25 protein-coding genes, 2 tRNA genes and 1 other RNA gene are annotated in these 25,820 nt (G+C 68.6%); 11 read left to right on the top strand and 17 right to left on the bottom strand.

Annotation, left to right across the window (positions count from 1 at the left end; genetic code table 11):
• Positions 1-24: 24 nt before the first annotated feature.
• The 3 genes from EL493_RS04995 to EL493_RS04985 form a co-directional block, all read right to left on the bottom strand.
• Positions 25-1,317: an aminotransferase class I/II-fold pyridoxal phosphate-dependent enzyme gene (locus EL493_RS04995; protein WP_022566497.1), complete on the bottom strand. Its 1,293-nt coding sequence runs from the start codon at positions 1,315-1,317 to the stop codon at positions 25-27.
• Positions 1,318-1,482: 165 nt separating this feature from the next.
• An RNA gene (gene ffs / locus EL493_RS04990) (signal recognition particle sRNA small type) lies at positions 1,483-1,577 on the bottom strand.
• Between the two features lie 26 nt (positions 1,578-1,603).
• Positions 1,604-2,176: a TetR/AcrR family transcriptional regulator gene (locus tag EL493_RS04985; protein ID WP_019044499.1), complete on the bottom strand. Its 573-nt coding sequence runs from the start codon at positions 2,174-2,176 to the stop codon at positions 1,604-1,606.
• 218 nt (positions 2,177-2,394) lie between these two features.
• Here EL493_RS04985 and EL493_RS04980 point away from each other — a divergent pair, with 218 nt between their 5' ends.
• The 3 genes from EL493_RS04980 (at position 2,395) to EL493_RS04970 (ending at position 4,153) form a co-directional block, all read left to right on the top strand.
• Positions 2,395-3,306, top strand: coding sequence for a hypothetical protein (locus tag EL493_RS04980; protein WP_019044498.1), 912 nt, complete (start codon positions 2,395-2,397; stop codon positions 3,304-3,306).
• A gap of 67 nt (positions 3,307-3,373) precedes the next feature.
• A tRNA-Ser gene (locus EL493_RS04975) sits at positions 3,374-3,461 on the top strand.
• Between the two features lie 266 nt (positions 3,462-3,727).
• Entirely contained in the window at positions 3,728-4,153 is a 426-nt protein-coding gene (locus EL493_RS04970; protein ID WP_019044497.1) for a DUF5994 family protein, read from the top strand.
• Between the two features lies 1 nt (position 4,154).
• On the opposite strand, the gene EL493_RS04965 is transcribed toward EL493_RS04970, so the two are convergent.
• Positions 4,155-5,603 carry a threonine/serine exporter family protein gene (locus EL493_RS04965; RefSeq protein WP_019044496.1) on the bottom strand — a complete coding sequence of 483 codons (1,449 nt, stop codon included), beginning with the start codon at positions 5,601-5,603 and terminating at the stop codon, positions 4,155-4,157.
• An 82-nt stretch (positions 5,604-5,685) separates the two neighbouring features.
• On the bottom strand, positions 5,686-5,817 hold the full coding sequence (locus EL493_RS33485; protein ID WP_019044495.1) for a hypothetical protein: 132 nt from the start codon (positions 5,815-5,817) through the stop codon (positions 5,686-5,688).
• A gap of 129 nt (positions 5,818-5,946) precedes the next feature.
• Here EL493_RS33485 and EL493_RS32185 point away from each other — a divergent pair, with 129 nt between their 5' ends.
• Entirely contained in the window at positions 5,947-6,591 is a 645-nt protein-coding gene (locus tag EL493_RS32185) for a helix-turn-helix domain-containing protein (protein WP_019044494.1), read from the top strand.
• Between the two features lie 265 nt (positions 6,592-6,856).
• Positions 6,857-7,321, top strand: a complete 465-nt coding sequence (locus EL493_RS04955; protein WP_019044493.1) for a helix-turn-helix domain-containing protein — start codon at positions 6,857-6,859, stop codon at positions 7,319-7,321.
• A gap of 37 nt (positions 7,322-7,358) precedes the next feature.
• On the opposite strand, the gene EL493_RS04950 is transcribed toward EL493_RS04955, so the two are convergent.
• Both EL493_RS04950 and EL493_RS04945 read right to left on the bottom strand, forming a co-directional pair.
• The gene (locus tag EL493_RS04950; protein ID WP_022566501.1) at positions 7,359-8,822 is read right to left on the bottom strand and encodes a wax ester/triacylglycerol synthase domain-containing protein; all 1,464 of its coding nucleotides are present in this window, start codon (positions 8,820-8,822) and stop codon (positions 7,359-7,361) included.
• Between the two features lie 86 nt (positions 8,823-8,908).
• The gene (locus EL493_RS04945; RefSeq protein WP_022566502.1) at positions 8,909-9,118 is read right to left on the bottom strand and encodes a DUF397 domain-containing protein; all 210 of its coding nucleotides are present in this window, start codon (positions 9,116-9,118) and stop codon (positions 8,909-8,911) included.
• A gap of 419 nt (positions 9,119-9,537) precedes the next feature.
• On the opposite strand from EL493_RS04945, the gene EL493_RS04940 reads away from it, so the two are divergent.
• Genes EL493_RS04940 through EL493_RS04930 form a run of 3 tightly spaced genes read left to right on the top strand, consistent with a single transcriptional unit; the run spans position 9,538 to position 11,714 of the window.
• Complete coding sequence (locus EL493_RS04940; RefSeq protein WP_019044490.1) at positions 9,538-10,023, top strand: DUF309 domain-containing protein; 486 nt, start codon at positions 9,538-9,540, stop codon at positions 10,021-10,023.
• 1 nt (position 10,024) lies between these two features.
• Positions 10,025-10,960, top strand: coding sequence for a tRNA glutamyl-Q(34) synthetase GluQRS (gene gluQRS, locus EL493_RS04935; protein WP_022566503.1), 936 nt, complete (start codon positions 10,025-10,027; stop codon positions 10,958-10,960).
• Positions 10,961-11,003: 43 nt separating this feature from the next.
• Entirely contained in the window at positions 11,004-11,714 is a 711-nt protein-coding gene (locus EL493_RS04930) for an RDD family protein (protein ID WP_019044488.1), read from the top strand.
• A gap of 69 nt (positions 11,715-11,783) precedes the next feature.
• Here EL493_RS04930 and EL493_RS04925 read toward each other — a convergent pair whose 3' ends face one another.
• Positions 11,784-12,347, bottom strand: coding sequence for a DUF4190 domain-containing protein (locus tag EL493_RS04925; RefSeq protein ID WP_019044487.1), 564 nt, complete (start codon positions 12,345-12,347; stop codon positions 11,784-11,786).
• A 53-nt stretch (positions 12,348-12,400) separates the two neighbouring features.
• Between EL493_RS04925 and EL493_RS04920 the strand changes: the two genes are divergently transcribed.
• Positions 12,401-13,183, top strand: coding sequence for a queuosine precursor transporter (locus tag EL493_RS04920; protein ID WP_019044486.1), 783 nt, complete (start codon positions 12,401-12,403; stop codon positions 13,181-13,183).
• A gap of 34 nt (positions 13,184-13,217) precedes the next feature.
• On the opposite strand, the gene tgt is transcribed toward EL493_RS04920, so the two are convergent.
• The 5 genes from tgt to EL493_RS04895 all read right to left on the bottom strand — a co-directional run bounded on the left by tgt (position 13,218) and on the right by EL493_RS04895 (position 19,328).
• Positions 13,218-14,471 carry a tRNA guanosine(34) transglycosylase Tgt gene (gene tgt / locus EL493_RS04915; protein ID WP_019044485.1) on the bottom strand — a complete coding sequence of 418 codons (1,254 nt, stop codon included), beginning with the start codon at positions 14,469-14,471 and terminating at the stop codon, positions 13,218-13,220.
• 55 nt (positions 14,472-14,526) lie between these two features.
• Positions 14,527-16,434 carry an ABC transporter ATP-binding protein gene (locus EL493_RS04910; RefSeq protein ID WP_019044484.1) on the bottom strand — a complete coding sequence of 636 codons (1,908 nt, stop codon included), beginning with the start codon at positions 16,432-16,434 and terminating at the stop codon, positions 14,527-14,529.
• On the bottom strand, positions 16,431-18,164 hold the full coding sequence (locus EL493_RS04905; protein ID WP_019044483.1) for an ABC transporter ATP-binding protein: 1,734 nt from the start codon (positions 18,162-18,164) through the stop codon (positions 16,431-16,433). The genes EL493_RS04910 and EL493_RS04905 overlap by 4 nt, the downstream gene beginning before the upstream one ends.
• Before the next feature lie 84 nt (positions 18,165-18,248).
• Entirely contained in the window at positions 18,249-18,725 is a 477-nt protein-coding gene (locus EL493_RS04900) for an RrF2 family transcriptional regulator (protein WP_019044482.1), read from the bottom strand.
• A gap of 9 nt (positions 18,726-18,734) precedes the next feature.
• Complete coding sequence (locus EL493_RS04895; protein ID WP_019044481.1) at positions 18,735-19,328, bottom strand: TetR/AcrR family transcriptional regulator; 594 nt, start codon at positions 19,326-19,328, stop codon at positions 18,735-18,737.
• A 199-nt stretch (positions 19,329-19,527) separates the two neighbouring features.
• On the opposite strand from EL493_RS04895, the gene EL493_RS04890 reads away from it, so the two are divergent.
• Together EL493_RS04890 and EL493_RS04885 are read left to right on the top strand one after the other, a co-directional pair.
• Positions 19,528-21,822 carry an MMPL family transporter gene (locus tag EL493_RS04890; protein WP_019044480.1) on the top strand — a complete coding sequence of 765 codons (2,295 nt, stop codon included), beginning with the start codon at positions 19,528-19,530 and terminating at the stop codon, positions 21,820-21,822.
• Positions 21,823-21,988: 166 nt separating this feature from the next.
• On the top strand, positions 21,989-24,277 hold the full coding sequence (locus EL493_RS04885; protein ID WP_019044479.1) for an MMPL family transporter: 2,289 nt from the start codon (positions 21,989-21,991) through the stop codon (positions 24,275-24,277).
• A 5-nt stretch (positions 24,278-24,282) separates the two neighbouring features.
• Here EL493_RS04885 and EL493_RS04880 read toward each other — a convergent pair whose 3' ends face one another.
• The 4 genes from EL493_RS04880 to EL493_RS04865 form a co-directional block, all read right to left on the bottom strand.
• Positions 24,283-24,474 (bottom strand): hypothetical protein, encoded by a 192-nt coding sequence (locus EL493_RS04880; RefSeq protein WP_019044478.1) that lies wholly within the window; start codon positions 24,472-24,474, stop codon positions 24,283-24,285.
• A 186-nt stretch (positions 24,475-24,660) separates the two neighbouring features.
• A tRNA-Ser gene (locus tag EL493_RS04875) sits at positions 24,661-24,751 on the bottom strand.
• A gap of 46 nt (positions 24,752-24,797) precedes the next feature.
• Positions 24,798-25,250, bottom strand: a complete 453-nt coding sequence (locus EL493_RS04870) for a nucleoside deaminase (protein ID WP_030201814.1) — start codon at positions 25,248-25,250, stop codon at positions 24,798-24,800.
• Entirely contained in the window at positions 25,250-25,789 is a 540-nt protein-coding gene (locus EL493_RS04865) for a tRNA adenosine deaminase-associated protein (protein WP_019044476.1), read from the bottom strand. The genes EL493_RS04870 and EL493_RS04865 overlap by 1 nt, the downstream gene beginning before the upstream one ends.
• Positions 25,790-25,820 lie beyond the last annotated feature (31 nt).

Genomic DNA, 25,820 nt, shown 5'->3' with positions numbered 1-25,820 from the left:
CGGACCGCGCGCCCGGCCGTCGGCTCAGTGCTGCTCGAGCAGCTTCTCGGTGGCGGCCAGCAGCACGCAGGTGGCCAGCCCGTCCATCGCCTTCTCCAGCTCCGGCAGCTGCGGGAAGGAGGGGGCGATGCGGATGTTCTTGTCCTCGGGGTCATTGCGGTACGGGAACGCCGAGCCCGCCGCGGTGAGGGCGATGCCCGCGTCCTTGGCCAGCGCGATCACCCGGGACGCGGTGCCTTCGAGCACGTCGAGGCTGATGAAGTAACCGCCCTTGGGCTCGGTCCAGGACGCCACCTTGGAGGCGCCGAGGCGGTCCTCGAGGATCCGGCGCACCAGCGCGAACTTCGGCTCGAGCAGCCTGCGGTGCTTCTGCATGTGCTCGCGCACGCCCTCGGCGTCGGTGAAGAAGCGCAGGTGGCGCAGCTGGTTGAGCTTGTCGGGGCCGATGCTCTTCTTCGAGGCGTGGCTCAGGTACCAGTCCAGGTTCGCCTTGGACGCGCCGAAGAAGCTCACGCCCGCGCCGGCGAAGGTGATCTTGGAGGTGGAGGCGAAGACCAGCGGCCGGTTCGGGTTGCCCGCCGCCGCGGCCATGCCGAGTACGTCGAGCACCGGCGCCGCGGTGTCGGTGAGCGGGTGCACCGCGTACGCGTTGTCCCAGAACAGCCGGAAGTCGGGCGCGGCCGCCTTCATCGAAACGAGTTCGCGGACAACCTCTTCGGAGAACACCGCGCCGGTCGGGTTGGCGTAGTTGGGCACCGCCCACAGACCCTTGATCTGCGGATCGTTCGCCAGCAGCGTCGCGATGGCGCCGGTGTCGGGGCCGTCGTTGTTCATCGGGACGGTGATCATCTCGATGCCGAGGGCCTCGGTGATCGCGAAGTGGCGGTCGTAGCCGGGGGCCGGACACAGCCACTTGATCGTCTCCTCGGCGGCCCAGCGGCGCGGCGAGTCGGGCGTGCCGTAGAGCATCGCGAAGACGATGTTGTCGTGCATGAGCTCGAGGCTGGCGTTGTTGCCCGCGATCAGCTGCTCGACCGGGATGCCGAGCAGCTCGCCGAAGATGGCGCGCAGTTCCGGCAGGCCGTCGAGTCCGCCGTAGTTGCGGCAGTCGGTGCCCGCCGCGTCGCGGAAGTCGCCGTCGCCCGGCAGGGAGAGCAGGGACGCGGATAAATCGAGTTGCTCCGGCGAGGGCTTACCTCGGGTGAGGTCCAGCGTGAGCTTCTCGGTCTTGAGCGTCGCGTAATTCGCGGTCTGGGACTCGTGCTCGGACACGAGTTCCGCGTGGCTCATCAAACCGATCTGCGTTTGCCGGGGCATCCTGGGCAGCCTTTCGAAGCAGCAAGGTGGGGGTGCACGCTGTGCGTGCCGACACCCGCAACGTTACCCGGCGTTTGCTCGGAATCGGTGGGGTATCCGGAGCCGGATCGGGCTCGCACGCTGCGAAGGTGCGGTGGCGGACGATCCGGCGGGGGTCCCCGAAAAATAAGGGGACCCCGCGCACCCGGCAGAGCCCGTTGACCCTTGCTGCCTTCCGGCCCTGGGGGAGTTCACAGGATGCGCGCCGCGCGGGATCCGTCGGCCAGTGTAGCGGTTCCCGCGCGGTCTAGCGATCGGGGGGATCGAAGAGCACGTCGGCGGCTCGGGCGAGCACATCGAGTCTGCTGCGGCCCTCGTGGTCGGCGGCCAGGAAGTGCCCGCCGATCACCGCGCAGAAGGCGAGCAGACTGCGCGCCTCCACCTCGTCGGGATCGGAGAAGAACACGCCGATCGTCTCGCGCAGCAAGGCTATTCGCGCGTTGTCGACCCGGCGCAGCCGCTGTGCGACGGCGTCGTCGCGACGGGCCCAGGCGCGGATGGCGAGGTCGATCGGCAGCAGCCGGTCGCTGCTGAAGGTGAGCACGGCGGCCAGGCGCGCCTTGGCCTTCGGGTCCGCGCTCACGGGTTCGACCCGCTCGAGCACCTGGTCGACGGCCTCGCGTTCCCATTCGTCGAGCAGTTCGGTCAGCAGCGCGTCGCGATCGGCGAAGTACCCGTAGAACCCGCCCTTGGTGACGCCGATCCGCTTGGCCAGCACCTCCACCCGCACCGCGTCGACGCCGGATTCGGCCAGCACCGACAGGCCTTCCTCGACCCATCTCGACCGTGGCGTTCGCGCGGTGCCCACGACGTGTTCCACCTCATATCGTTCGACGACAACCGCGCCGGGGCGGCCCGATTGCTCAGTGTAGGCAGCGAAGCGCAGGTCAGTGGATGCCCGTGCGCGCGCGGGGCTGGCTACGATCGTGGCGAATACGACGAGGGGGGACTCCCCGCGACTCGGAAGTAGGGGTTTGTCGCGTGACCGGTCCGAACACACCACCTCCTGAGGGAGGCATACCGCCGTCCGATCCCACCGTGCACTGGTGGGAACGGCCGGGCACCGACGCTCCGCCACCGGCGCAGGCGGATCCGACGATCCTGCGCGGCGACATCGGCGGCGCCTACACCGCGCCGCCGCAGCCGTATCAGTCCGGCCCGTATCAGCAGGCCAACCCCTACGCGAACGCCGCGCCGCCGAATCAGCCGCCGCCGAACTACTACGCGCAGCCGCAGCCGTACGCGCCGATGCCGCCGCAGCAGCAGTGGGGCGCGCCGCCGCGGCCGCCGTCCTCGGGCAACAAGGCGGTGTGGTGGATCATCGGCGGAGCCGTCGCGGTGGTCGCGGTGCTGGTCGTCGGCCTGGTCGCCGTCGCCAACAGCGGTGACGACGACGGCCCGAGCAACCCGTTCGCCCCCGACTCCTCCGAGTGGGCGGGCGACTACCAGTTCCAGGACGGCAAGAACGCCTGCGACCTGGTCGATCTCACCGTGCTGAACCAGTGGTCCAGCACCCGCGAGACCACCACGCACACCGAGCGCGGTCCGTCGGAGTACATCGGCGGCGGCTCCTACGACTGCGATGCCAAGAACAAGGAGTCGGGCCGCACCGGCAACGAGGCGAGCCTGTCGCTGGAGGTGGAGTTCAAGACCAGCGGAGGGACCGAATCGGACTACTCCCGCTGGAAGGGCTACGACACCAGGACCACCGGCAAGGGCTACGAGAACGGCCCGGTCAGCGGCATCGGCGCGGAGGCGTACTACGCCACCAAGGAGCAGACCTACAGTTCCATCCCCAACGACTACAGCTACGTCGTCGGGGCGCACGACAGCAATATCTCGGTGAAGGTGGAGATCGAGGTCTCGACCATGCGCGGCTTCGACCGCGCCGCCATGCAGGCCGCCGCCGAATCACAGGTCCGCAAGGTCCTGGCGGCTCTGAAGAAATAGCAGGTAGGACGCCTGCCGAGGGGGCCGGTTTGGCATCGGCCCCCTGGCACCCGCTATGCTGCTCCACGGAGGATTCGCCTAGTGGCCTATGGCGCTCGCCTGGAACGCGGGTTGGGTTAACGCCCTCAGGGGTTCAAATCCCCTATCCTCCGCCACAGCAGGGCCCTGATCGGTTCGCCGGTCGGGGCCCTGTTCGTTTAATCGGTGGATCTGTCGGTGGGCTTCCGTAGAGTGAGGCCCGACAGCACGGGGGGACCGTTCCATCGCCACCACGCCCGCCGCCGGCGCCGCTCGAGACGAGTGTGCGTGCCGACGCGGCGGAGTGGGTATCCATCCTCATGCCTCGTCCGTAAACGGACGGCGCGCGCCGGTCGATATGTCATCGACGGGCGTTCCAGACCTCAGAAAGACATCATTCGTAGTGAACACAGCACCTGACACGAGCATCGGCCGCGACGCGGCCGGGCCGATCCGGCTGATGCTGCGAGATCGCCATGCCACCACCGGCGCGATCGACGGCGCCTGGTGGCCCCGCACCGACCAGCCGATGACCGAGCTGCACCAGCTGGTGCAGGCGGTGTCCCCGCGGATCGGCAAGCTCGCCCGGCTCGGATTCGACTGGAACGCGGTCGAATCCGGTTCCGCGGCCGCCAGTGCCCAGCCCTCGCGCATCATGCACCTGGTCGGCAGCAACGGCGCCGCGCTCGCACTGCTCGTCATCCCGGCCGCCACCGAGGCGCCCGCCGCGCGCAGCCAGATGCGCTGGGCGGCGGGCAAACCGCGCATCCAGGACCCGGCTCCCGCCGAGACGGCGGCCGACGGTCCGCGGCCGCTCGTCCAGACCTAGGTCAGCGGTCGCTGGTGTAGGTCGGATCGAAGTCGCGCGGGGCGCCGCGGCGGCTCAGCAATCGGTCGAACCATTCACCGAGGACGACACCGGCCGCCAGCGCGCAGCCGACGCCGAAGGCACCGAGGATCTGCCCGAATCCGAGCAGCGTCTCGTCCTCGAGCAGGGCGTACAGCCCGCGGTACACCTTCAGACCCGGCAGCAGCGGCGTGATGCCCGCGACCGCGACGACCAGCGGCGGCGTGAGCGCCTCGCGCGCCATCAGACCACCGGCCAGGCCGACCAGCGTGGCCGCCATGCCCGAGGCGACCACGGGGCCGAAGCCGATGTCCTGCACCACCAGGTAGGCCACGGTGCCCGCCGCGCCGCTGAGCCCGGCCGCGAACAGCGCCCGCCGCTCCGCGTAACAGGCCAGGGCGAACGCGATCGCGGCCACCGCACCGGCGCTCAGTTTGAGCGCGAGGAATTCGGTGTCGCGCCCCGCGCCCGCCGCGATCTCGGGCACCTTGATCCCGAGCAGGGTCGAGATCCGCAGTGCCAGACCGATACCGGCGACGATGCCGCCGGTCATCATCACCACTTCCAGCATTCGCGCCGCCGCCGTGATCGGCGCGCCGGTGATGGCGTCCTGCACCGAACCGACCAGCTGCTGCCCACTGAGCAGCACCGTGATTCCCGCGGCGACGATCAGCGCGGCGTCGGCGCGCCAGTGCTCGCTGACCGCCGAGAGCGCGATCGCGGGCGTGGCCGCGAGCACACCGCCGACGATGTGCTGGAAGAAGATCGGCAGACCCAGCTGGTGCAGCGCCCGGTTCACCACGTCGATCAGCGCGGTGGTGGCGAAACTGATGACGGCCAGCAGCGCCCCGCCCCCGAGCAGCACCGCGATCGCCGCGGCCAGCAGCGACCAGCCCGCCGTCGACACCCAGCGCGGATACGGGTGTGACCCGTGGACGATCTCGTCGAGCGCCGCGTGCGCCTGGTCGACGGGGACCACCTGGGTGCGGATCCGCCGCGTCAGCCGGTCGACGGCGGCCAGCCGGGTGAAGTCGAGCGAACGGTACTTCACCACCCGCATGTCGCTGGCGGGCGGCAGCAGCGCCCCCCGGTCGGCCCAGATGCGGATGGCGTCGAAGGTGACGTCGATGTCGCAGTTGTGCAGACCGTAGGTGGAGGCGATGAAGCGGACCTGCGCCGAGGTGTCGACGACACCGGTGCCCGCCGCCAGCACCACCTCCCCGACCCGGACCGCGAGATCGAGCACCTGCGCCACTTCCGCGTCGTCGGTCAGGTCGATCGGCTGCAGCGGCGTGGGGGCGATGGGAATGTTGTCCGCGGTGGCGCGCCGCAACGGCAGCACGAACGGCCTGCGCAGCCGCCAGCGCCCCCGCAGACCTCGGCGTTCGGTGATCGTGTCGCCGTCGCCTTCCGCTTCCGGGTCCACACTCATACTGTCGACGGTAATGGCGTCGGGAGTGGGTTCGCCGTCTCGCAACGAGTTCGTCAACGTGTCGAAGTGGACGCGGCGTGGCTCAGATGTCGTCGATCAGGCCGGTGCTGTAGGCGGTCGCGGCCAGGTGCTGCAGGCAGCGCGGACCGCACCCGTCGTGCTGAGTCAGCACGAAACGGGCCTGCTGGAGCGAAGAGATGGGAGAATCGGCCACGCAGTCGGCATGCGCGACGCGCCAACGGTCTTCGTGCCGACGGGTGGCGGCGCGCGACGACGGCGGGTCTGGTGCGGATGTTTCCAGCAGGGTGTGACGGTAGGGGCCGGCGATGGAGGCGATGACTGTATGAACACCGGGACGGGGAAGGTGATCCAGGAGCGGCGGCGGCTGCTCGGGCTGTCGCAGCCCGCGCTCGCCACCGCGATCGGGGTGAGCTCGCGACAGATCACCCGGTACGAATCGGAGGAACAGTCGCCGACGCTGCCGGTGGCGATCCGGTTGGCCGACGCGCTGCAGATCTCGCTGGCCGAGCTGGCCGGCATCGTGGACAACCGCATCGATCTGGCGGGCCGCTGGTGGGCAGCCTGGCAGAAAGCGGCGAATCACGGCGACGAGGTCGAGGTAACGCCGGTGACCATCCGGCACGAGGGCGACCATCTGCTGATCGATTCGGCCGCCGAAGCCGCTGCGGCGCAGGACGACCCGGCCGCCCAGATGCGGGGCGAGATGCGGGTCTGGGACGGCGACGCGCTCACCGGCTGGGTACGCGGCATGGACATCGCCCGCCCGATCGGCACGATCTACTACTCCCTGCACCCCCAGGGCGCTCATGCCGTGGGCTCGTGGACGACGAAATCCGGCGCCGACGGTGTCGTGCGCGGATGGAGCGCCCTGGCCAGGGAGAAGTCCGACGCGGAGAAACTCCTGTCGGAATTGGTCCGCACCGACGGCACGGTGGAGTCGTGGCCGGGGAGCGCACGCTCGGCCTGAAGCCGTCGCCGGATGTCGCTGACGCTCGGCCGCCCGCTGTCGGCGGGCGGTGCGAGCAACAGGTAGCGGGTCAGTGCCCCGAATACCAACAGGCCCACAGCAATCCACAGGTAGATGTCCATCTGTCCCCTCCGAACCGGTCGATGCAGCACGGGTGGCGCGGTATGGTGATGTCTAAGCCGCCGCAGCAAAGTATGGTCGCCGTCAAGACCTTTTGGACAGCGAAAAGCGTCTACAAACGTCTACAGTTCGCTACGGTGGGTCCATGTCCAGTCGGGGCGAGCAGGGGAACGGCGAAACCACCGTCGTCGGGGCACGTTTGCGACAACTCCGTGAGGAATCCGGGCTGTCCCTATCCGCGCTCGCCACGCGCGTCCCGTACAGCCGGGCGGCGCTGGGACACTACGAAACCGGCACGCGCGCAGCGCCGTCCGAGGTGATCGCGTGGTACGAACGGGTACACGCCGAATCGGTGCCGGTGCTGCCCGCCGCCCGCAGGCGTGATCCACGCGCGGCCGACACTGCCCTCGCCGCGGCGATCGCCGCCCGGCACGGCGCCGCCCGGCCGCTCATCGAGATCGACCACCCGCACCAGGCCGGGACCAGCTATTTCTGCCCCTTCCGCATCGACGGCGTGATCGAGGGCGCCGCGGCGGGCATCGACCCGGCCACGGCGGTGCACTCGGCGTTGCGGGCCGTCGGCATCGAGCTCGACCGCCCACGCCCTTGAACGCGCGCCGCTACCTCGTGCCGCGTTCGGACGGCGCTCAGCTCGACGCCGCCGGGTCGGCGCGACCGGTCTCCGGATGGTGCGCGGCGACGACGGCCGCGAGCGCTTCGGCGAGCAGCTCCAGATAGCGGTCCGGATCCGCCAGGACCGCGACATCGAAATGCACCGACAGCGCGATGGTTTCGCCGATCCCGTGCACGCCGTGGGTCAGGTGCATGACAGTGCCGAGCGCGGGAAAGCCACCGGTGAACAGGACCGGAGCGTCGGCGAAGGCGAGATCGGCCGCCCCCCGGTAGACGCTGGAGACCACGGTGTTGCCGTCCAGCGCGTCCGGGACACTGTCCAGCTCGGCCCGCGCTACGTCACGTGCGGCCAGCGCGGCGGGCACCATGTCACCGACCCGATTCTGGCTGTCGAGCAACGGATTCAGCGCGCGCTCGCGGCGGGACGCGAGGTCGTCTGCGATCAGGGCGGCCCGGCGGGCGAGGTCGGGTTCGTCGATGTGCAGGTCGATCGACAGGCCGCGGTAGTGGTTGTGCGCGGTACTCGCACCGGGCAGCGCCATCGGCAGGGCGGTGCCGAGCCGGGCGGGCCGCGCACCGCGTTCGCCCAGATAGCGCGACAGCGCCTGGGAGATCGCGGTCAGGGCGACGACGGTGACCGTGCGGCCGGGCACCCGCATACGCGCGGCGTCGACGACGAGCATCCGCACCCGATGGTCGAACACGCCCACCCGCTCGGCCGGGTTCAACGCGCTCGGCGCGAACCCCGTTGTCGCCGCGGGTACCTCGCCCCGCGCGGTGCGCTCGGCCAGTTCCCGCTGCGCCAGGTACGCGGCCCGGCCACGCCAGGCGGTGCGGACGACCCGCTGGGGAAAACTCAGCGCCCCAAGAACTCTCACGCCGCCTGTTCCTACTGACCGTACACAGATCCGCCCCCGGTAATCCACAGGTTGTGCCGGAGTTTTCACAGGCTTGACCGGGGGATTTGCCGAGTTGTCCACAACCACACCGGAACCCCTGGGGATAACTTCGGATGCTGTGAACAACTGTCGAGCGAGGGTCGCCGCCCGCGTGCCGTCGGCCAGCGCGTGTGACACCTGGAGCACTGCCACGAGCACCGGCCCCGTCGCCGCGGGCGCGTCGAGGACCTGACGGAAAACATGGACACGCCAAGCGCTTTCGGTGGCGTCCACCGCCGTACCGAGCAGATCACCGACCCGGTCCAGGAGCACCGGCCAGCGCAGCCCGGCAGGCCGGTGGTGCACGAATTGCTGGGACGTGAATTCGGCGGGCTCCCATCGCGGATAGTCGAGGTTGCCCGGAATCTCCCGGACCCGGATCCGCAGTTCCGGAATACCCGCGGAACGCGCGCCGAGGAAAGCGCGGAGTTCGGCTGTGGTGGTGACCGTTTCGGCGAAGCAGTAGAGCAGGAACACATCATTGGCGGAGCGGCGCGACAACCAGAACATCGTCGCGTCGCGCGGGGCCATCGTGGTCATGCGGCTCACCCTAGGTCACCATAGAGAAGGCCCCGAGTCCTACCGACTCGGGGCCCGTGCTGCCTTCTCGAGGCGCATGGCGCGGTTCAGCCGCGCGCGAACTCTCCCGCGGTGACGTCGTCTAGGAACGCCCGCCACTCTCCCGGTCCGAAGGCCAGCACGGGACCGCGACCGCGGTCCTTGGTGTCGCGGACCGCGACATTGCCGCCGGCGAGAAAGGCCACTTCCACGCAGTTCCCATCGGGTCCGCTGTAGGTGCTCTTCCGCCACACAGCGTCCGTCACATCAACCTCCACGGCACTTACTCCTTTGCATGATCGAGAACGGGATTACTCCAGGAATCGTTGCAATATTCCGATATCCGGCGCGATCGACGAGTTACTTCGTGGCACACAGAGCACTGCCACACGGCGCGCGCAACCGACCGGCACGAACCAGCGCATCGAGGCGTTTCCGCCTCCGGGGGCTGCCCCCGCGGATGAAACCCTAGCAGGTCTTCCGCAAGTTTGCGGATGAGAATTTGCTTTCTCATTTGAGTTTGCCAAGCTTGCGAAGCTTCACGTTTGCGGGAGCATTGCCGGAGGGTCTTACCCATTCCGGATCCGGCTGACACATCAGCTTTTACCTCCGTGTGATTAGTCCGTGATACGTCAATTTCCCCACCGTCCCAACCGTCACTCGAACACCATGGGCGCCCGGCGTGGATCATGGGGGAATGATCTCCCGTGACCGCGACGCCGCAGGTCGTGCCCGCAACGACCGCCCCAGGGACCGACTCGGCAGGCCGCTGCCGCCCGGCAGTGCCGGAGTCGCCCGAATTCCGGACGACCTCGAGCTGGGCCCCCAGCAAACTCTCACCTTCGCTCAGCAACTGCTGGACGATGGTTTGGCATTCAACGCCCACGAGGTTTTGGAGGCGGCGTGGAAGAACGGGCCGGTAGCCGAACGGATGCTCTGGCAGGGACTGGCGCAGTACGCGGTCGGCATCACCCACATCCAGCGGGGCAACGCCAAGGGCGCGGGTACTCTCCTGCGCCGCGCGAGCGAGCGGCTCGACACCTATCCGGCGAATGCCCAGCAGCACGGGGTGGACCGCGCCGGGCTCGTGGCGCACGCGCGCACCCTGCTGGCCGCGCTCGACGCGGGTGCCGACATCGCCGAGGACCAGCTGCGGCCCCGGCTGTGTGTCGCGCCCGCCTAGAATGGGCGCGGTGCCAACGAGCCCCTCCCCCGGCGCAGGCCGGTACGCCCCGAGCCCGTCGGGCGAACTGCACGTGGGCAATCTGCGGACCGCGATCCTGGCCTGGCTCTTCGCCCGTACCACCGGACGCCGCTTCGTCCTGCGCGTCGACGATCTCGACCGGGTCCGCCCCGGCGCCGCCGAACGCCAGCTCGACGACCTCGCCGCCATCGGCATCGACTGGGACGGCCCGGTAGTCTGTCAGTCCGAGCGGCTGCCGACCTACGCGGCGGCTGTCGCCGAACTCACCGCGGCCGGGCGCACCTATGAATGCTTCTGCACCAGACGCGAAATCCAGCAGGCCGCCACGGCACCGCACGGCCCGATGGGCGCCTACCCCGGCACCTGCCGCCACCTCACCGCGCGGCAGCGCGCCGCCAGACGGGCCGAAGGACGGCCCGCGGCAGTGCGATTGCGCGCCGACGTGGCCGACTACACCGTCACCGACCTGCTGCACGGCGAGTATCGCGGCGCCGTCGACGATCTGGTGCTGCGCCGCGGCGACGGCATCCCCGCCTACAACCTCACCGTCGTCGTGGACGACCACGCGCAGGGCGTCGACCAGGTGGTCCGCGGCGACGACCTGCTCCCGTCCACGCCCCGACAGGCCTACCTCGCCGATCTGCTCGGGCTGCCGGCGCCGATCTACGCCCATGTCCCGCTCGTCCTCAATCAGGAGGGCAAGCGCCTGGCCAAACGCGACGGGGCCGTGAGCCTTTCGGATCAGCGCGCGCTGGGCAACACGCCCGAGGACGTGGTGGCCGCGATCGCCGCCTCCCTCGGCTACACCGCGCGCACGACAGCCGAGCTCCGCGAAGTTTTCGACGCCACACATGTACCGGGAAAACCATGGATACTCGAGCCCATCGGGTTGTTCCGCACAGAGGGATGTCCGTAACGTACGCATTCGACCGATCTATCGATCACGACGAGGACGAATTATGACCAGCGGTGGTTACGACCCCAACCAGTACCCGCAGGGCGGTCAGCCCGGCGGCTACGGCCAGGACCCCTACGGCCAGCAGCAGCCGGGTTACGGGCAGCAGCAGCCGGGTTACGGCCAGCAGCCGGGATACGGGCAGCAGCAGCCGGGCTACGGCCAGCAGCCCGCCTACGGCCAGGACCCCTACGGCCAGCAGCAGCCGGCCTATGGCCAGGACCCGTACGGTCAGCAGCCGGGTGGGTACGGCCAGGACCCGTACGGTCAGCAGCAGCAGGGCTACGGCGGCGTGCAGCCGGCCGACCTGGGTGTCCGCATCGGTGCCCGCGTCATCGACAACCTGATCGTCAGCCTGCCGCTCGCGATCGTGCTGGCGCTGGTGTTCAGCGGCAACACCTACCAGATCATCAGCGGCGCCATCGTCTCGCTGGCGGTCTACGGCTACTTCATCGCCATGGAAGTCACCCAGGGCACCTCGCTCGGCAAGAAGATGCTGGGCCTGCGGGTCGTCGCCCCCGGCGGCGCGCCGAACCTGACCCCGGAGCAGTCGGCCAAGCGCAACGTGTTCCAGATCGTCGGCCTGATCCCGTGCGTGGGTGGCCTGATCAGCCTGGGTCTGGCGATCTACATCATGATCACCATCTCCCAGGACCCGAACAAGCAGGGCTGGCACGACAAGTTCGCCGGCGGCACGCAGGTCGTCAAGGGCTGACACCCGGCTGACCAAAACATCAGGGGCGCTTCCGGCTACGGAAGCGCCCCTGGTTCGTTTCGGCGGATGTCAGTACGACGAGGACGAATCCAATCCGCCCGCCACCCCGAGCACGATCACGAACACCACGTACAGCAGGCCGAGCACCAGGGTGATCGCACCGATCCAGATGCCTGCCAGCGCCATTCCGCGACCCTCACCACCGCGCTCCTTGAGCTGGTTGAGCGCCATCACGCCCAGCACGATGCCCACGATCGAGCCGACGCAGGTGCACAGGCCGACCAGCGACGCGACCAGCGAGCCGATCGCCAGGCCGTTGGTGCCCTGCGGCTGCGGGTACGCGCCGTACGGCTGATACCCACCGGCAGCCGGGTACGCGCCGTACGGCTGCGGCTGCGCGGGCGGCTGCTGGGGATACTGCGGCGCCGAGGGCTGCTGGTAGTTCGGGTACTGCGGCTGCGACGGCGGGGGCGCGGGCTGCTGCGGGTACTGCGGCGTCGACGGGTAGTTGGAGGGCTGCGACGGCTGCGCGGACGGGTACTGCGGCACCGAACCCGGCGCGCCGGACTCCGGCGACACGCCGGAGCCGCCGTACTGCTTCCACCATTCGTCGGAATCGCCGGGATTCGTCATTGGTACAGCGTATTCCACAACCGGCGCCCGTGAGGTACCCCGAGCTTGGTTGGATGGAACCCGTGACTGACGCAAACACTCTCGACCAACCTGCCGAATCTGGGCGCCCCGCGCCGGACCACGCGGCGTTCGCCCAGGTTGCGCGGGGGTTCTACCCGGTAATCGTCGCCATTTTCACGGCGACACTGATCATCTCCAACATCTGCGCCACCAAGGGCGTCGAGTTCTTCGCCGACAAATCGGTGATGCTGGGCCCGGTCCAGATCCTGCCGATCGCCACCGACGGCGCCTTCTTCCTCTTCCCCCTCGCCTACATCCTGGGTGACGTGCTCAGCGAGGTGTACGGCTTCCGCGCCACCCGCCACGCCATCTACACCGGTTTCGCCGCGCTGCTGCTGACCGTCGCCTGCTTCGCGATCGCGATCCGGCTGCCCGCCGCGGGCTTCTACGAGAACCAGGAAGCCTTCCGCACGGTCCTGGGCACCACGCCGCAGCTGGTGCTGGCCGGACTGGCCGGGTATTTCGTCGGTCAGCTGCTGAACTCGGCCACCCTGGTGCTGATCAAGGAGCGCACCAAGGAGAAGCACCTGTGGGCCCGCCTGCTCGGCTCCACCGTGGTCGGCGAGTTCGCCGACACCCTGATCTTCTGCTCGATCGCGGCCACCGCCATCGGCATCGACAGCTGGCAGTCGTTCGTGAACTACGTGATCGTCGGCTTCCTCTGGAAGACGCTGGTCGAGATCCTCGTCATGCCGATCACCTACCGCGTGATCGCGCTGCTCAAGAAGACCGAACCCTCCTACGCCCCGGCACAGCGCGACGCGCTGCACGACTGACGCCGCCGCGGCGGATCGCTCGGGCGGTCCGCCGCTAGGCGCCGGGCGCCTTCAGCCTGCCCTTCCAGTTGCCGAGGAACTCGGCCTTGAAATCGTCGAAGTAGCCGCCGTCGATGCTCGCGCGGATGCGGTCCACGAGCCGGACGGTGAACCGCTCGTTGTGGATCGTGCAGAGCGTGGCCGAGAGCATCTCCTTGGCCTTGAACAGGTGATGCAGGTACGCGCGGGTGTAGTGGGCGCAGGTGTAGCAGTCGCAGTTCTCGTCGATCGGGGTGAAATCGCGGCGGAAGCGGCTGGTGTTGATGTTGAACCGGCCCTCGTCGACGTAGATCGCCGCGTTGCGCGCCACCCGGGAGGGGTTCACGCAGTCGAAGGTGTCGGCGCCGTTCTCGATCGCGACGAACATGTCCTCGGGCTCGCTGATCCCCAGCATGTGCCGCGGCTTGTGCTCGGGCAGCTCGTCGCAGCACCAGCCGACGATGGTGCCCAGGTTGTGCTTCTCCAGCGCCCCGCCGATGCCGTAGCCGTCGAACTCGGTGCCGCCCGCGCCGCGCACCGCCTCGAGATCGCGGCAGGCCTTGCGGCGCAGGTCCTCGTACTGCGCGCCCTGGATCACCGCAAACAGCGCCTGATACGGCCGGTGGCCGCGTTCGCCGGTGAGCTTCTCGTGCTCGTCGATGCAGCGCTGCGCCCAGTCCTGCGTGCGCTGCAGCGATTTCTCCTGGTAGCCACGGGTGTTCAGCAGCGTGGTGAGCTCGTCGAAGGCGAACACGATGTCGGCGCCGAGCTGGTGCTGGATGCCCATCGACACCTCGGGCGTGAAGCGATGCTTGGAGCCGTCCAGATGGGAGCGGAAGGTGACGCCGTCGTCGTCGACGGTGGCCAGGCGCTCCTTGCCCTCGGCGATCACCTCGTCGGAGCGGATGTCGACGGCCTCCATCGCCAGCACCTTCTTGAACCCGACGCCCAGCGACATCACCTGGAAGCCGCCACTGTCGGTGAAGGTGGGACCGGACCAGTTCATGAACCTGCCGAGCCCGCCCGCCTCGTCGACGATGTCCGCGCCGGGCTGCAGGTAGAGGTGGTAGGCGTTGGCCAGCAGCGCCTGCGCGCCGAGTTCCTTCATGGTCTCCGGCAGCACCGCCTTCACCGAGGCCTTGGTGCCCACCGGGATGAAGGCGGGCGTGGCGATCTCGCCGTGCGGGGTACCGATCACGCCGGTACGGCCGTGCCGCCCGCCGTCGAGACGGGTGCCTACGGTGAAGGAGAACTCGCTGGGATCGGCCACCCGCCCATCGTGCCGCACCCCGCACCCGGCGGTTTCGCCGGGTGAGGGGCCGGTCCTACAGTTCCGCCGCCGCGAACTGGGCGTTGTAGAGGCGGAAGTACGCGCCGCGTTCCTCCAGCAGTCGCTCGTGCGTGCCGTGCTCGACGATGCGGCCCTTCTCCATCACCACGATCAGGTCGGCGTCGCGAATGGTCGAGAGCCGGTGCGCGATCACGAAGCTGGTGCGGTCGCGGCGCAGGGCCGCGGTGGCCTGCTGCACCAGCAGCTCGGTGCGGGTGTCGACCGAGCTGGTGGCCTCGTCCAGGATGAGGATCGACGGCTTGGCCAGGAACGCGCGCGCGATGGTGATGAGCTGTTTCTCGCCCGCGCTGACGCCGCCACCTTCCTCGTCGATCACGGTGTCGTAGCCGTTCGGCAGGGCGTGCACGAACCGGTCGACGTAGGCGGCCCTGGCCGCGGCGAGGATGTCGTGCTCGGAGGCGCTCGGGTTGCCGTAGGCGATGTTCTCCCGGATCGTGCCCTTGAACAGCCACGTGTCCTGCAGCACCATGCCGATCCGCGAGCGCAGATGGTCGCGGCTGATGGTGGTGATGTCGACGTCGTCGATGGCGATGGTGCCCGCGTCCAGCTCGTAGAACCGCATCAGCAGGTTGACCAGCGTGGTCTTGCCCGCGCCGGTGGGCCCGACGATCGCGACCACATGGCCCGGATCGGCGACCAGGGACAGCCGCTCGATGATCGGCACCTCCGGGTCGTACCCGAACGACACCGCCTCGAACTCGACCCGGCCGCGGTCGACCGGACGCGGGTTCTCCACCGCCGGATCCGGGCTCTGCTCCTCGGCGTCGAGGATCTCGAAGATCCGCTCGGCCGAGGCGACGCCGGACTGCAGCAGGTTGGCCATCGCACCGATCTGGGTGAGCGGCTGACTGAACTGGCGCGAGTACTGGATGAAGGCCTGCACGTCACCGAGCGAGAGATTGCCGGTGGCCACCCGCAGGCCGCCGACCAGCGCGATGAACACGAAGTTCACGTTCCCGAGGAACATGATCGCCGGCATGATCAGGCCGGAGATGAACTGCGCCTTGAAGCTGGCGTCGTAGAGCTTCTGATTGCGCTCGTCGAACTCCTTGCCGACCTCGCGGCTGCGGCCGAACGCGGTGATGATCTCGTGGCCGGTGTAGGCCTCCTCCACCGAGGCGTTCACCGCGCCGGTGTACTTCCACTGGTCCACGAAGTGCGGCTTGGACCGCTTGGCGATCTGCGCGGTGACCACGATCGCGGCCGGAACGGTGAGCAGCGCGATCAGCGCCAGCAGCGGCGAGATCCAGAACATCATGATCAGGATGCCGATCACGGTGAACAGCGAGGTCAGCAGCTGGCTCATGGTCTGCTGCAGGCTCTGCGAGACATTGTCGACGTCGTTGGTGACGCGGCTGAGCACGTCACCACGCGGGGCGGAGTCGAAGTAGCGCAGCGGCAGCTGGTGCAGTTTGGCCTCCACCTCGTCGCGCAGCCGCTTGACCGTCCGGTTGATGACGATGTTGAGCAGATAGCCCTGCAACCAGCCGAACAGCGCGGCCGCGACATAGAGCGCGAGCACGATCACCAACACCCGGGCGACGGCGTCGAAATCGATGCCGGTGCCCGGGATGACGTTCATCGCCGAGAGCATGTCCGCACGGGTGTTCTCGCCCCGGTCGCGCAGCAGCTGAATGGTCTCCTCTTTGGTGAACCGGGGATCGAGCTGCTTGCCGACGAAGCCGTCGAAGACCAGGTTGGTGGCCTGGCCGAGCAGGTAGGGACCCAGCGTGTTGAGCACCACCGAGGTGATCACCAGCGCCACGATCACGCCGACCGCGACCCGTTCCGGAACGAGCCTGCGCAGCAGCCGCTTCAGCGAGGGGCCGAACGATTTGGCCTTCGTCCCGGGCGCGCCGGGGACGGGAGCTCCTGGCCTCATCGAGCCTCCTCCACGCTCAGCTGGGACTCGACGATCTCGCGGTACTCGGGGCACCGCTGCATGAGCTGGTCGTGGGTGCCGATGCCTGCCATCGCGCCGTCCTCCAGGACGACGATCTGGTCGGCGTCGCGAATGGTCGCGATCCGCTGGGCGACGATGATCACCGCCGCGTCGGCGGTCTCCGGCTTCAGCGCCGCGCGCAGCCGGGCGTCGGTGGCGACGTCGAGCGCCGAGAAGGAGTCGTCGAACAGGTACACCCGCGGCTTGCGGACCAGCGCCCTGGCGATACACAGCCGCTGGCGCTGTCCGCCGGAGACCGTGGTGCCGCCCTGGGCCACCGGGGTCTCCAGTCCCTGCGGCATCTCGCGCACGAAGTCGGCCGCCTGGGCCACCTCGAGCGCCCGCCACAGCTCCTCGTCGGTGGCCTCGGGACGGCCGTAGCGCAGGTTGCTCGCGACGGTGCCGGAGAACAGGTACGCCTTCTGCGGCACCAGCCCGATCCCGCCGCGCAACTGTTCCAGGTCCAAGTGGCGCACGTCGGTGCCGCCGACGTAGACCGCGCCGTCGGTGACGTCGATCAGCCGCGGGATCAGGTTGATCAGGGTGGTCTTGCCCGAACCGGTGGAGCCGACGATCGCGGTGGTGGTGCCGGGCGCCACCTGGAAGCGGATGCCGCGCAGCACCGGCTTCTCCGCGCCGGGGAAGGCGAATTCGGCGAACCGCAGGTCGACCTCCGCCGGGTCGCCGGCGAAGGGCTGCGGCAGCTTCGGCGGGCGCACCGAGGACTCGGTGTCGAGCACCCCGCCGATCCGGTCGGCCGAGACGGCGGCGCGCGGCGCCATCATCGCCAGGAACGAGGCCATCATGACCGCCATCAGGATCTGCATGATGTAGGACAGCATCGCGGTGAGCGAGCCGATCTGCATGGTGCCGTTGTCCACGTGGTGACCGCCGAACCAGATCACCGCGACGGCGGTGAGGTTGCTGATCAGCATGACCGTCGGGAACATCAGCGCCATCAGCTTGCCCACGCGCAGCGAGGCGTCGGTGAGCGCGGTGTTCGCCATCCCGAAGCGCCAGATCTCCTGCCGCTCACGGACGAACGCGCGCACCACCCTGATGCCGGTGATCTGTTCGCGCAGCACCCGGTTGACGCTGTCGATACGCTCCTGCATCTGCCGGAAGCCGGGCACCATGCGGGCCACGATCGTGCCCATGGCCAGCGCCAGCGCCGGGACGGCGATGAGCAGCAGCCACGACAGGCCCAGATCTTCGCGCAGCGCCATGATGATGCCGCCGACGCACATGATGGGCGCCATCACCAGAATCGTCACCGACATGACGATGAGCAGCTGCACCTGCTGGATGTCGTTGGTCGAGCGGGTGATCAGCGACGGCGCGCCGAACATGCCGACCTCCCTGGCCGAGAACGTCTCGACCCGGTGCAGCACCCCGCCGCGCATGTCCCGGCCCGCGCCCATGGCCGCCTGCGCGCCCAGGTACACCGAGGCCGACGAGGCCACGATCTGCACACAGCTGACCGCGAGCATGAACAGGCCGGTGGACCAGATGTAGCCGATATCGCCCTTGGTCACGCCGTTGTCGATGAGGTCGGCGTTGAGGCTGGGCAGGTAGAGCATCGCGATGACCGAGATCAGCTGGAGTACGAGGACCCCCGCCAGCTGGGCGCGGTACGGGGCCAGGTAGGTCCGCAGCAGGGTGATCAACATGATGGTCGCAGGCTACCGCGTGCGGATGGCCCGCGCCCCGGACTTTTCCCACCCCTGTGGACAGCTTCCCAGCCTGTGGATGAATCAGGTTCCGGCCGGGGTCCGCGGCTCGCGGCGCGCCCAGGCGCCCGGGTCGGCGACGAGCTCGCCGATGAAGCCCGGCAGCTGGTCGGCGGCGATATCGGCGATCGAGACGTTCTCCAGCACCGCGCGGATATTGACCCGCAGCGCGATCCACACCTGCTGCAACGGCTCGGCCGCCCCCGGGTAGCGCACGTCCTCCGGCCGCTGCCCGCGCACGGAGGCCAGCGGCGACTCCACGGCCCGGATGACATCGGCGACGGAGATCTCCGGCGCGGGCCGGGCCAGCCGGTAGCCGCCGTCGGGCCCGCGTCTGCTGAGCACGAGCTCGGCCCGGCGTAGCTCGGACAGCACGGTCTCGAGCACCTTCGGTGGGATCTGCGCTGCGGCGGCGATGGCCTCGGCCTTGACGACTCCGTCGGCCGCGGCGAGCTCGAGCAACGTTCGCACCGCGTAATCGACCCTGGCGGTGATATGCACGATTCGAACTTACGCGGTCCCGCACGCGGTCAGAACGCAGGTGGCCGCGTCCAGCAGGGTCTTCTCGACCAGCGCGTCGGTCGCGCCCGGCGCGACTTCGGTGGACAGCAGCGCCACGCCGAGCACCTCGATGGCCGCCGACGCCCGCAACATCGCCTCCGGGTCCGGATCGGGGCCGGCCAGCCAGACCCGCAGGTCCATGGTCGGTTCCATCAGATCGGGGTAGCGATCGGTGATGGCGTTGACGACCGCGGCGGCGTCGCGCACGAACACCGCGCCCGCGTCGCGGTGCCGGATCATCCCGCGCAGGTAAGCCCGCAGGACCGCGCGGATGCCCTCGGCGTCGTACGGGACGGCGTCGATATCGGTGACGATCCCGCGCACGTGCCCGATGATCGGATCGACGATGGCGAGCAGCAGATCCAGCTTCGAGGCGTAGTGGTAGTACAGCGACGCCTTTGTGATCCCCACCATATCGGCGACCTCACGCAGGCTCGTCTGCTCGAAACCCTTGGTCGCGAAGAGCTGGACCGCGGCGTCACGAATGGCCTGCTTGGTGCCGCCACCTGCGATTACGGCGTCGACAGCGTCCCGGGGAGCCATGCGCTCAATCCTTCCATCCTTCGGTGCGATGTGATGTGCGCCCCCGAAATTGAGGTTGCCTCTCCACTTATCGAATCGGTAGTCTACCTACCGCACGGTAGGCAGAAAACGACGATGTGGAGGCGGGGTGCCGGGGAGACCCCGCGTGTGCTGTCTACGAGCCTGATCCCACCGAGTTCTTCGCGCTAGGAGCACCCTCGTGTCCGTATACCTGTACAGATGGGGAAAGTTCGCTTTCCGCCGCAAATGGATCGTGTTGCCGGTCTGGCTTCTGCTGTTCCTGCTGCTCGGCGGCGTCGGCGCCGCCCTCAGCAAGCCGATGACCAACGATTTCAGCATGCCCTCGCTGCCGTCGGCGCGGGCCAACGAGATTCTCGACAAGCACTTCCCCGGCATGTCCGAGCAGTTCAAGTTCGACGCCGTGTCGGGCACCTACGTGATCGGCGCGCCGGAGGGCCAGAAGCTCACCGACCCGGCCAATCGCGCCGCGATCGACGCGCTGATCACCAAGCTCGGTGAGCTGTCGATCGTCGATCACGAGAAGCCGCTGATGAGCCCGATCGAGCTCACCGACAAGATGGGCTGCCTCGCCAACCCGGACCCGTCGCAGTGCTCGGGCGCGCCGCTCAACGTCCTCAGCTCGACCGCGCCGCAGACCGTCGCCGTGCTGAACGTGCCGTTCAACATCGCCGGCGTCACCGACGTGACCGACAAGGAACGCGACGCCGCCTACGAGGTGGCCGCCGAAGCCCGCAACGCGGGTCTGACGGTCGAGCTCAGCGGTTCGATCGCGGTCAAGCAGGAGCAGCCGAGCGGCAAGTCCGAGCTGATCGGCATGGGCGTCGCGTTGATCGTGATGGTCGTGGCCTTCGGCGCGATCGTCGCCGCCGTCGTCCCGATCGTCACCGCGATCGTCGGCCTGGGCGCCGCGACCTCGCTGATCATGCTCGGTACCTCGGTGATCGAGGTGCCCAGCTTCACCACCTTCCTCGCCTCGATGATCGGCATCGCGCTGTCCATCGACTACGCGCTGTTCATCGTCTCGCGCTACAAGCACGAACTGGCCGTGCGTGATTCGGCCGAGGAAGCCGCGGGTACCGCGCTCGGCACCGCCGGTTCGGCCGTGGTGTTCGCGGGTCTGACCGTCATCATCGCGCTGGGCGCGCTGAGCATCGTCGGCGTGCAGTTCCTGACCTTCATGGGTCTGGGTGGCGCCATCGCCGCCGGCTTCGCGGTGCTCACCGCGATCACCCTGATGCCCGCGCTGATGGGCGCCTTCGGCAAGTACCTGTTCAAGCCGAAGCTGCCGCTGGTCGCCCAGAACGACCCCGAGGACGAGTCCACCGTCACCAACGGCCAGCGCTTCGCCCGCCTGATCGGCAAGGCCCCGTGGGTCGCGCTGATCCTGTCGGTGGTCGTGCTCGGCGCGCTCGCCGCCCCCGCCGCCGGCCTGAACCTGGGTCTGCCCGGCGAGGACTCGATGCCGAAGACCTCCACCGTCCGCAAGGCCTACGAGCTGCGCACCGAGGGCTTCGGTGAGGGCAGCAACGGCGTGCTGATGGTCGTCACCGACCTGAGCGCGGTCCCCGAGGACCAGCGGGAGGCCGCGGTCGGCGCACTGCGCGCCAAGCTCGACTCCTACGAGGGCATGGACTACGTCACCGAGCCGCAGTGGAGCGAGAACAAGCAGGGCGCCATGCTCAACGGCGTGCCGAAGTCTGGCCCGAACAACCAGGCCACCAAGGACCTGGTCGCCGAGGCGCGCGGCGCCGAAGCGGATCTGAAGGCCCAGTACGGCATGGAGTACGGCATCACCGGCACCACCGCCATCTACGCCGATGTCGACCACGTGCTGCTCAGCAAGATCGTGCCCTACCTGGCGATCGTCGCCGGTGCCGCGTTCATCCTGCTGATCCTGGTGTTCCGCTCGATCCTGGTTCCGCTGACCGCCGCGCTGGGCTTCCTGCTCTCGATGGCGGCCACCTTCGGCGCGACCGTGCTGATCTTCCAGGAGGGCAAGCTGGGCCTCATCGAGGACCCACAGCCGCTGGTCAGCTTCCTGCCGATCATGTTGATCGGCTTGGTGTTCGGCCTGGCGATGGACTACCAGGTGTTCCTGGTGACCCGCATGCGCGAGGAATTCGTGCACGGCAAGTCGCCCAAGGACGCGATGGTCTCCGGCTACCACCACGGCGCCCGCGTCGTCACCTCGGCGGCGATCATCATGATCTCGGTGTTCGGTTCGTTCATCCTCGAATCGGATGTCACCGCGAAGTCGTTCGGTTTCGCGCTGGCTGCCGGTGTGGCGATCGACGCCTTCATCGTCCGCATGATCGTCGTGCCCGCACTGCTGGTGATCATGGGCAAGTGGTCGTGGTGGATCCCGAAGTGGCTCGACCGCATCCTGCCCGACATCGACGTCGAGGGTTCGAAGCTCGAGCAGCTGCGTAACCAGAACGCCGAAACGGTGAAACAGCCGGTCACGGTCTCCTGACCGACCCCGCCACGCGGCCCCGCACTTCCTCCGGAGTGCGGGGCCGTCGGTGTTTCCGGCGGACCTTGCTTGATATCGCGGTGGCCTGGCAGCAGACTCAGGTCTGGTTAGACCCGGCGTTACCTCCCGATCCGCGCACCGCACCGATCACCGCGAGGAGAGAACCGTGTCCGTCTATCTGTACCGGTGGGGCAAGCTGGCCTTTCGCCGCAAATGGATCGTGCTGCCCGTCTGGTTGCTGTGTTTCATGGTGCTGGGCGGCCTCGGCGCCCAGCTGCAGAAACCGATGACCGACGACTTCAGCATGCCCAACCTGCCGTCGGAGCGGGCGACCGAGATCCTCGACAAACACTTCCCCGGCATGTCGGAGGCCTTCGCCTTCGACGCCGTCACCGGCACCTACGTCGTCGGCGCGCCGGCCGGGCAGAAGCTCACCGATCCGGCCAACCGGCAGGCGCTGGACGCGATGATCGGGCAGCTCGAACAGCTCGGCATCGTCGACCACAGCAAGCCGATCCCCGATCCGATCGCGCAGACCGAGGAGATGGGCTGCCTCGGCGACCGACGCGACCCCTCGACCTGTAGCGGCGCCCCGCTGAACGTCCTGAACAAGACCGACCCCGACACCGTCGCGTACTTCGCGGTGCCGTTCACCATCAAGGAATTCGCCGACATCACCGCCGAGGACCGCGACGCCGCGTACGCCGTGGGCGACGCCGCCCGCGCGGCCGGGCTGACCGTCGAGATCAGCGGCACCATCGCGATGGAACAGGAGATGCCGAGCGGCAAGTCCGAGATGATCGGTATGGCGGTGGCCCTGGTGGTCATGGTCGTCGCGTTCGGCGCGATCGTCGCCGCGTTCGTGCCGATCATCACCGCGATCGTGGGCCTCGGCGCGGCCACCTCGCTGATCTTCCTGTCCACCTCGGTGGTCTCGATCCCCAGCTTCACCACCTTCCTGGCCTCGATGATCGGCATCGCGCTCTCGATCGACTACGCGCTGTTCATCGTGTCCAGGTACAAACACGAACTGGCAGTGCAGGATTCGGCCGAGGAAGCGGCTGGCACAGCGCTGGGCACCGCGGGGTCGGCGGTGGTGTTCGCCGGTCTCACCGTCATCATCGCGCTGGTCGGGCTGAGCATCGTCGGCGTGCGGTTCCTGACCTTCATGGGTCTGGGTGGCGCGATCGCCGCGGCCTTCGCCGTGCTCACCGCGATCACCCTGATGCCCGCGCTGCTCGGCGCGTTCGGCAAGGCCCTGTTCAAACCGAAGCTGCCGCTGATCGCCCAGCACGATCCCGAGGACGACAGCATCGTCACCAACGGCACCCGGGTGGCCAGGGTCATCGCCAAGTGGCCCGCGATCACGATGGGCCTGGCCATCGTCGTGCTCGGCCTGCTGGCCGCGCCGGCGATCAACCTGAACCTGGGCCTGCCGGGCGAGGACAGCCTGCCCAAGTCGACCACCGTGCGCAAGGCCTACGACCTGCGCACCGAGGGCTTCGGCGAGGGCAGCAACGGTGTCCTGCAGATCGCGGTCGACCTCAGCGACACCCCGCCCGACCAGCGCGAAGCCGCGCTCCTGGCGCTGCGCGAGAAACTCCAGTCCTATCCCGACATGGAGCTGGTCACCGAGCCGCAGCTGAGCCAGGACGGCGCGGGCGCGCTGATCAACGGCATCCCCAACGCGGGGCCCAACGCCCAGTCGACCAAGGATCTGGTGCAGTCGGCCCGCGACGCCGAACCGGCGCTGCACGACCAGTACCAGATGTCCTACGGCATCACCGGTTCGACGGCCATCTACGCCGACATCGACCACGTGCTGCTCAGCAAGATCGTGCCGTACATGGCGATCGTGGCCGGCGCGGCGTTCATCCTGCTGATCCTGGTGTTCCGCTCGATCCTGGTCCCGCTGACCGCCGCGCTGGGCTTCCTGCTGTCCATGGCGGCCACCTTCGGCGCGACCGTGCTGATCTTCCAGGAGGGCGAGCTCGGCCTGATCAAGGATCCGCATCCGCTGGTCAGCTTCCTGCCGATCATGCTGATCGGCCTGGTCTTCGGCCTGGCCATGGACTACCAGGTGTTCCTGGTGACCCGCATGCGCGAGGAGTACGTGCACGGCGCCGATCCCACCGAGGCCGTGGTGAAGGGCTATCACCACGGCGCCCGCGTGGTCACCTCGGCGGCGATCATCATGATCTCGGTGTTCGGCTCGTTCCTGCTCGAATCCGACGTGACCGCCAAGTCCATGGGCTTCGCGCTCGCGGCCGGCGTCGCCCTCGACGCCTTCGTCGTCCGGATGATCCTCATCCCCGCGCTGCTGGTACTGCTCGGCAAGTGGGCGTGGTGGATGCCGGCCTGGCTGGACAAGATCGTCCCCGACATCGACGTCGAGGGCGCGCGCCTGCGCGAACTACAGGAACGGGAGAAGACCCCGGTGCCCGCTCGTACCTGAGCGGGCTACTGGCTCGGCTGTGGTACCTCGCACTCGCTGACCCGCGGGTTCAGGCCGACATAGTTGGCCGGACCCGCGGCAGCGGTGACCGCGATCGTCGCCCAGTCCGAACACTCCTTGGGCAGGTGGGCGAAGTAGTGTCGCTGGCCCGCGGCGAGCAGCCCGACGGCTACCCAGCCCAGCACGACCAGAACCATGAGCTTCCCCCCGAGCCCCATTCCGGACTTCGCGGGTGGCGGCTGTCGCCCGCGCATAAGACATCGTTCCTTCCCGGATTTCGGTACTACCAGTCTATTACGTCCAGCCCCCGCGAGCGGGGCGGTCTCGCATGAACAGCCGACGAAAAAGAGCCCCTCACCTGGCATATCAGGTGAGGGGCTCCGTGGCGGTGGCGGAGGGATTTGAACCCTCGGACGGGGGTTACCCGTCACACGCTTTCGAGGCGTGCTCCTTAGGCCGCTCGGACACGCCACCGCCGACTACGATACCGGAGGGGGTGCCGGATCGTTAAATCGGCTGGTCAGCGCTGAGTTCGGAAGAATTCGTCCAGCAGCGCGACGCACTCGGCCTCGAGCACTCCGCCGCGCACCTCGGGCCGATGGTTGAGCCTGCGGTCGCGCACCACGTCCCAGAGCGAGCCGACCGCGCCGGTCTTGGGCTCCCAGGCGCCGAACACCACCTTGCCCACCCGGGACAGCACCAGCGCGCCCGCGCACATCGTGCAGGGCTCCAGGGTGACGGCCAGCGTCGCGCCCTCGAGCCGCCACCCGTCGCCGTGCACGGCCGCGGCGGCGCGCAGCGCGATCACCTCCGCGTGCGCGGTGGGGTCGCCGAGCGCCTCCCTGGCATTCGCCGCGCGCGCGAGTTCACGCCCGTCGGCGTCGAAGACGACCGCGCCGACCGGCACATCGCGCGGGTCGGCAGCGGCGGCGGCCGCGATCGCGGCGCGCACCAGGTCCTCGTCGGAAGGGATCACCGAGGCAGTTTGTCCAGGACCGCCGCGAATTCGGAGGCGAAGCCGAGCCGCTGGGCGATCATGCCGAGCTGCTCGTCGGGGTAGAGGTCGGTCTCGGCGAGGATCACGCTGAACACCGGCTCGGGCAGGCCGAGGTCGGCGAGCACGCCGAGGTCGCCCTCTTCCCAGGGGTCCACGTCGTCGAGTTCGTCGGGGTCGATGTCGGGGATCTCGACGTTGAGCGCGTCGAGGACGTCGGCGGCGATGTCGTAGTCGATCGCGGCGGTCGCGTCCGAGAGGAGCAGCCGGGTGCCGCTCGGCGCCGGCCGCAATACGACGAAGAACTCGTCGTCGACGTCGAGCAGCCCGAACACCGCGCCGGAGCTGCGCAAAGCCTTCAATTCGGTCTCGGCGACGGACAGGTCCAGGAGTGCGTCGTGGCTGAGCGGGCTGCATCGCCACGTGCCTTCTTCACGGACCACCGCCACGGCGAACCCTTCGACGTCGTAGTCGTCGTCCGACGTCGCCCTGTTCGTGCCCGAGCGCTGTGCTGCCATGGACCAAACGGTAGTCTGTCCCGCCGGTAAT

The organism is Nocardia asteroides, from assembly GCF_900637185.1.
Lineage (GTDB): Bacteria > Actinomycetota > Actinomycetes > Mycobacteriales > Mycobacteriaceae > Nocardia > Nocardia asteroides.
The sequence above is the reverse complement of the archived record's forward strand: the minus strand, read 5'-3'. Positions and strand labels throughout refer to the sequence as shown.